General features: G+C 57.7%; 6 protein-coding genes. 2 read left to right on the top strand and 4 right to left on the bottom strand.

Annotated features, from left to right (window positions below; all coding sequences use genetic code 11):
- Window positions 1-134 precede the first annotated feature (134 nt).
- From DSM3645_RS21915 to DSM3645_RS28815, 3 genes are all read right to left on the bottom strand, one after another.
- Window positions 135-776 (bottom strand): hypothetical protein, encoded by a 642-nt coding sequence (locus tag DSM3645_RS21915; RefSeq protein ID WP_002654771.1) that lies wholly within the window; start codon window positions 774-776, stop codon window positions 135-137.
- Window positions 777-882: 106 nt separating this feature from the next.
- Window positions 883-2,385 (bottom strand): hypothetical protein, encoded by a 1,503-nt coding sequence (locus DSM3645_RS21910; RefSeq protein WP_040353201.1) that lies wholly within the window; start codon window positions 2,383-2,385, stop codon window positions 883-885.
- A 232-nt stretch (window positions 2,386-2,617) separates the two neighbouring features.
- Window positions 2,618-3,151 carry a hypothetical protein gene (locus tag DSM3645_RS28815; protein ID WP_002654769.1) on the bottom strand — a complete coding sequence of 178 codons (534 nt, stop codon included), beginning with the start codon at window positions 3,149-3,151 and terminating at the stop codon, window positions 2,618-2,620.
- A 211-nt stretch (window positions 3,152-3,362) separates the two neighbouring features.
- Between DSM3645_RS28815 and DSM3645_RS21900 the strand changes: the two genes are divergently transcribed.
- Both DSM3645_RS21900 and DSM3645_RS21895 read left to right on the top strand, forming a co-directional pair.
- Window positions 3,363-3,884: an ATP-dependent Clp protease proteolytic subunit gene (locus DSM3645_RS21900; RefSeq protein ID WP_002654768.1), complete on the top strand. Its 522-nt coding sequence runs from the start codon at window positions 3,363-3,365 to the stop codon at window positions 3,882-3,884.
- A 70-nt stretch (window positions 3,885-3,954) separates the two neighbouring features.
- Entirely contained in the window at window positions 3,955-5,268 is a 1,314-nt protein-coding gene (locus DSM3645_RS21895; RefSeq protein WP_002654767.1) for a hypothetical protein, read from the top strand.
- A 2-nt stretch (window positions 5,269-5,270) separates the two neighbouring features.
- Here DSM3645_RS21895 and DSM3645_RS28810 read toward each other — a convergent pair whose 3' ends face one another.
- Window positions 5,271-6,251: a hypothetical protein gene (locus DSM3645_RS28810; protein WP_002654766.1), complete on the bottom strand. Its 981-nt coding sequence runs from the start codon at window positions 6,249-6,251 to the stop codon at window positions 5,271-5,273.
- Window positions 6,252-6,300: the final 49 nt, after the last annotated feature.

The following is a 6,300-nucleotide window of genomic DNA, read 5'->3' as shown; positions in this document are numbered from 1 at the left end:
CGGAAGTTTACCGTTTAGAACCCTTGTAATCACTGCACGCGCATAAAAAAAGCCCTCGAGAACGAGAGCTTTTGATCGGATTCACCCAAATTTGACGGTTGAAGCGGGAAATCGCCGCTTCCCCCCCGTCGTTGCTACCGCCTAAAGTACGAGCTGCCGGAGCCTTCGCCTGGTTGCGCGGCGTGACTGGCCGGCATGACTTCGGACGGGTTAATTCCACTGCGGCGCTGAATTTCGCGCTCGGCCAACTTTTGGGCTTGGAACATTTCTTGGGGATTCTCAAACGGCAGCACCAACGGCGGTTCGCCGGCAAACAACTCGGTCGCCATTCCGGCGACGCGCCAGCCGCCGGCTTCGCGACGCATGATCCAAACGATTTCGTACGAGACGGCTTTGCCTTGCGGATCGACGTCAAACCAATGGCTCTCGACGTGAGCGCCTCGCTTTTCGGAAGTGATGTAGATGGTTTCGCCCACTTCGAACTTGGCGCCTGTCGCGCCGACCGGATCGATCGCGAGATGATGCTTGCGAGTTTCGTCGCGGGCCTTTTGCGTCAACAGCTTGGAGGTCAACTCTTTGTTGCCGTCGCGCAGCGCCGCGAGAAAGGATTCGACCGCCGTTTTCGGATCGACAGAGCCGATCGCCAACGGGTCTTGAATCGGACTCACTTCGACGTTTTCACCGCTGTTTTCCGCGGTAGAATCCGGATTTTGGTTGCTGCAACCAACCAGCAATAAAGATGCCGTCAGCAATAGGGCGCATCGTTGATAGAACATGAACCGATTCCTTCCTTGGAAATACGCATCGCCGCACGAAGGTGCGCTTCGTAACAGCAAATCTCGCAAAGCAGGCGATGCGAGTCAATGTCAATCGAGCGCGGCGTTAGCCAGCGCCCAGTCCACGATCGAACGCGTCTTGCTCGCGCTGATAAACTGCTAGCGTCGAGTCAAAGGTTTGACTCGACACGCGCCAGACCGGCGCTTGATCGGTATAGGCGTTCGCATGCGCGACCATCAACCGATACAGAAACTTGAACAGATGCCGCGGCACGCGCAGCGAGCGGAGCGCCTCGAGCAGGCGCTGATCCGAGACCGAATCGTCGATCAGATCACGCAAAGTCGGCGCCGGCGTTTTGTCAGCGACCGCCGCCAGACGCGCGTTGGCGACGTCCTGCAACGCTTCGCTCGACCACTGGAGCGAAGGAATCATATTTTGCTTGTCGAGCCGGGCCCGCTGATAAAATTCTTTCGTTTCGCGATCGACAAACTGGGTCAATTCGATCGGCAGCAGCAATTTGAAACCGATCCCCGGCTGTTTCAAAAATTTATTATCCAGCATCGGCCAGAGCAATAATCTCATCAGTTCAGGCGAACCATTGATTAGATGCGGCTCGTCGACCCGGTCGACGATCACCACAATTCCGGTGCATCCCAGCGACCGCAAAACGCCGAAAAATTTATCCAACATTTCATATCGATCGTCGGTCCGCTCATGCGTGGGCAACGGTTGCGACGACAATTCGGGCAAAGTGAAGTTCATCAGCAACCGGCTGAGCGAGAAGACCTCTCGATTACCGGTCCGAACATGCTTGACGATTCCCCAGGCCTTCCAAGTCGCTCGGAACGCTTTCCAGAGCCAGGGAGACCAACCGGCGACAAACATCAACAGAAAAATCCACCACGGCGGCTGCGAAACCGCCGCCCCCTGCGAAAGCATCACAAACATCAGCGCCAGCGTCAGAACGGTCATCCCAGCGCCGACGGCGAATTGCCACCAAGCTTTCGGGTTCCAGAACCGCAACTTGCTGCGCAGGTGCTGCCAACGTTCTTTAAACGTCTCCGCCGTCGATTGGTCGTAGCAAGCGGCCAGCAGCAACAGATCGCGGGCCTGACTGCGATCCAGCTTGCTCGCTTCGGCCGGTTCGATCTTGCAAGCCGACGGCTTGGCGTTGCGCGTTTGCAGCACTTGATCGATCAGCTGCGTAACGCCGATCGACAGGATCGAATCCATGTGATCCCACAGTTTCCACTGCTTCAGCGCTTTTTCGGGATAGCGATTGCGGCCGAACATCCGATCGCGAAAGCGATCCAGGTACGGATTGAAGTCGTCGTATTCGATGATATAGACGCGGGAATCGGCATGGTCGGCGTTGTGTTTGGCGACATGCTCGACAATCTGCAGACGCATCGCGGTCTTGCCGGCGCCTTTTTCACCAAAGACGATCGACGTGGACGGATCGCGGGGATCGCCGTACACCTTTTGCCAGGCAGGGTGATAAGTGCTGTCGATGCAGCGGCTTTTAAACACCGTGTCGGTTTGCGCGTCTTCGACCGCAAACGGGTTCGAGTGGATGCCGTGATGCTCGAGAAACTGTTCAACCTTCATCGATTCGCCTCGCCGATTTTTGGACGACCGAAACCAGCGTTTCAATCGCTTCCGTCGTCAAATTGCTTACAATCTGCCCGGTCTGCTTGAATTGACCAAGCTAATATAGCTCTCGGCTAAGCAAAAGGAGGGCCACCGCGATTCGCCGCGTGAATTCTTCTTCATCCGCCGTCCCACAAAAAAACGGACGATTTCTCGTCCGTTGAATTCGCTACGATATTTCCGCGAAGAATTACTTCACTTCCAGGCTGTTGACCATCGCTTTGAAAGCCTTTTCATTGTGTTCGACCGTCGTTTTCGGCCCCGTGAACTTAATGAAATACTGTCCCGCTTTCTCGGTCTTGATGATCGCCCCCAACATGCGGTAGTCCTTTTTGATCTCGGCCTGGGCGAACGGGCCGCGTTGATCGCGGAAGTCGCCAGAGATATCGACCAGATAAACCGTTTGACCGGCGACTTTCTCTTCTTTCATCGGCTGCTTGACGGCTCCAGCGAACTGGCCAACCCAGCGATCGACGTTCGCTTCGATACTTCCACCGGCGCCCATGATGGTGATGCGACCCGTATCACCGCCTTCAGCAGCGGCCGGGGCTTCAAATTCAAAATCAATAATCCGCACCTTCGGCGCCACTTTTTTCCAGCTCTCGGGGGCGACCAGCGACATTTTGCCGTCCGATAGTTCCAGCTTCTCCGGTTCTGCAGCAAACGAAGCGCTGCCAAACGCGATCGCCGCCACAAAGGCGGCCAGAATTTGATTTCGTCGCACGGGTAACCTCTCGTAGGATCTGGGGGAGTGAGCACTTTGCAGGCTGTAATTCTCGCCGCCGAAGCGGCGAGCCGTCTCTTTATCATACAATGCGACGCAGGCGGTTCGCCTCCCCTGGGGCTGATTTCGGCCCGATTCCCGGCGAACCGTTTTGCCAGTAGATTGCCCCTGTTGCTGCCTAGATGCCCTTATTTTTAAGCGAGAACGCCGCGTGAACCACGACGAGGAAGACGATCAAGAGCCGGAAAAGTACGAAATCGCAATCTCGGGCGAGCTGGGCGAAGACATGTCTGAGCTCTACGAAAAGCTGATCGCCGTGCCGGAAGGAGGAGAATGCACCCTCTACTTTGATTCACCCGGCGGCAGCTCTTATGCGGCTTCGGCGCTCGTTTCATTGATCAAATTGCGCCGGCTCAAAGCGACCGGTATCGTGATCGGCGAATGTTCGTCCGCCGCGATCTGGCCCTTCGCCGCTTGCTATCAGCGGTATGTCACGCGGTGGAGCGTCCTGCTGTTCCACCCCATGCGCTGGCAAAGCGAAGAGAACATCCCGCTGGCCGAAGCCCGCGAGTGGGTGCGGCACTACAAGTTTCTGCACGAAGAAATGGACGTGCTGCTAGCAAATCTGTTTGGCGCCGATGAGGAGCTGATCAACCGCTGGACACATCCCGGCAAGTTTGTCATCGGTCCCGAACTGGCCGAAGCCGGACTGGCCGAATTGATCGAGCTTTAACCAGCCGCATTTGCTACGATCTGCGATCAGTACCCAATTCGCCTTCCCCATTTTTGGCGTCCGCTGATCGATGTTCGTCCGGATTACCAACTTCGTGCTCCTATGTCTTTCCGCTGCGCTGATCGCCGGCTGCGGCGGTAAGCCGATGGTGCATGATCCGAACGAGCCGTCCGACTATGGCCGTCTGACGCTAACGCGCCAGGTGAATCATCCCGAATTAACGCGTCTCATCGATCCGATCGTCGGCGCCGAAAAGACGCCGCAAGGTTTAGAAGCGGCGTTGGCCGCAGGACTCGATCCCGAGAACAACGGCGTCGCCGCGCTGATGAAGATCTACCCTGGTCCCATCGCGGATCAGATGATCGACAGCACCGACGCCTGGCTGCCGAACCAAGACTTTCAGTTTCCGCCGCTCGCGCTCGAAAAGGTTCACGCCTACGTCGTGCGGCATCAAGAGAAAATCGTGCGCGGTCGCGCTGCGCTGCAGATGCCGCAGTGGAAATACTTTTGGCGGCCTACAGCCGGCTACATGGCCGACGTTCATTTTGTCGAATGCACCCGCGTCGCCGCGCGGCTCGAAATCTTGTCTGCCGCCGTCGCGCTGGCCGATCAAGATCTGGACGCCGCGGCCGAGCACATCGCGTTTGCGCTGGAGTTAGCGTCGCGTCTCGGGCAAGTGAATCACGTTTATGCTCGCCGCATCGCCGCCGAACTGCGTGAAGCGGCCTTTTCCGCCGCCGGGGCCCTCGCGACGCAGACCGCCGTCAATCGCGACCAACTTTCGACAATCTCCAAAACGCTCGCGAGTCACGTTGCGGCTTGGCCCAATGACGCTGACGCATGGATCGCCGACCGGGCCTGCGGATTGCATCAATACGAACTGATTCGCGATGGGCAATTTCTCTCGACCTTGCCGCGTGACGAATATCAAAAGCTGAAAGATGAGCACGAACTGGACGCGACGATTCGCGCTGTCTCGCGCAACTTGAACCACGACGAAGTTGTCTACCTAAAGCAAATGTGCGTGATTATCGAAGGCTGCCGGCTCCCCTTTTATCAGCGGGCCGAAATGCTTTCGCAGCTCCACGCACAACTGACGGCATTCGCGGGAACCAACGACTACCCCACCGTCGCCGCGAGGTGGCTGCTGGTCGACGTCAGCAAACAGCAGCGGATCGCCGCTCGCGACAAGGCGCTGGCAACCGCATGGAGCCTAGCGCTGCAACTCGCCATCGGCGAGGAGCCGCCGACATCGCCGCCGATGAACACGCTGACTGGCGCACCCTACCAGATCCGGATCGAACCACGCCGCATCGTCGTCGCGGCTGTCGACGGCGGAGGCGACGACCAGATCATCGCCCTTCCCCGCTTCGCCAAACCGTAAGACTACCGATAGCTGCCGTGGCAATCGGAACAAGCGCCGGCGATCGCGCCGCCTGCTTCGCGGGCGAGCGCGGGGTCGTCATTGGTGACCGCTTTGACCATGTCGAGCGCGGCGTTGTGCATCTTGTCGCAAAAGCCGACATAGTCGTCATCGTCGTAGTAATCGAAGCCCTCTTGCTTCATCGCTTGCGCGATGGCGGCGATGATCTGCGCTTCGTGTAGGATCTCTAACTTGTTGCTGCGGAATTCGGCCTCGCTGGCGACCCACTTCTTCAACTTCTTTTCAAAGCCGATATCCAGCCGCTGCATCAACGGCGGGCGATCCGCGATCGATTCCCAGGTCGCTTCAGGATCACCTTCGGTAAAGGTAGGCGAACTGCCGCGCACCAGATCATCGAGATCGATGGAACGCTGCTTGACGGCGGCGAACGATTGATCGGTCCCCACTTTGCAAACGTCCGCCGTTTTCCAAAATGCATCGCGAGCGCCCAGTGACGATTCTTTCCAACGGACATCCTGCGAAGTTTCGTTGATGATCTCAAACAGCATCGCCAGCTCCGTAAAGTTGCGGCGGCAAACGGCGTAACCGCCCCCTTTGAACTCGCGAATGTTCATCGCGATCGGCGCCAACTCTAAGTTCAACTGCTTCACTTCGTCTTGGATCACTTCCGGCGTGATAAAGCTCCAATCTTTGCCGCTGCCTGCCGGCGCCGCGCCGCCGGGTCCCGCCGACATCCCGCCGGATGGACCTCCCGACATTCCTCCGCCCGAAGAAGCGACCATCGCCGGCCTCCCCTTCTGGCTGAGCGCCGCAGGGCGTTGCCCGGTGAGCAATTCACCAAAGACATTCCGCGAGAAAATAAACGAGGCGCCTGTATTGTCGAAATTGTCCGGCAGCTTCGCACGGCGCTGCGGTTGTTGCGCGGCGGCCGAACCGACGGTAGCGATCGTAAGCAAGAGAGCGATCAAACAGGCGTTTCGCATAACAAGTAAGATCCTTTTCGCAGGTACATGCGAAAAAAGAAAAAGGGGG

The organism is Blastopirellula marina DSM 3645, from assembly GCF_000153105.1.
In the GTDB taxonomy this organism is placed as follows: Bacteria; Planctomycetota; Planctomycetia; order Pirellulales; family Pirellulaceae; genus Blastopirellula; species Blastopirellula marina.
The sequence above is the reverse complement of the archived record's forward strand: the minus strand, read 5'-3'. Positions and strand labels throughout refer to the sequence as shown.

Coding starts and splice junctions, on each gene's coding strand:
- DSM3645_RS21915 (WP_002654771.1), bottom strand. CDS start 776: ATGTTCTATCAACGATGCGCCCTATTGCTGACGGCATCTTTATTGCTG.
- DSM3645_RS21910 (WP_040353201.1), bottom strand. CDS start 2,385: ATGAAGGTTGAACAGTTTCTCGAGCATCACGGCATCCACTCGAACCCG.
- DSM3645_RS21895 (WP_002654767.1), top strand. CDS start 3,955: ATGTTCGTCCGGATTACCAACTTCGTGCTCCTATGTCTTTCCGCTGCG.
- DSM3645_RS28810 (WP_002654766.1), bottom strand. CDS start 6,251: ATGCGAAACGCCTGTTTGATCGCTCTCTTGCTTACGATCGCTACCGTC.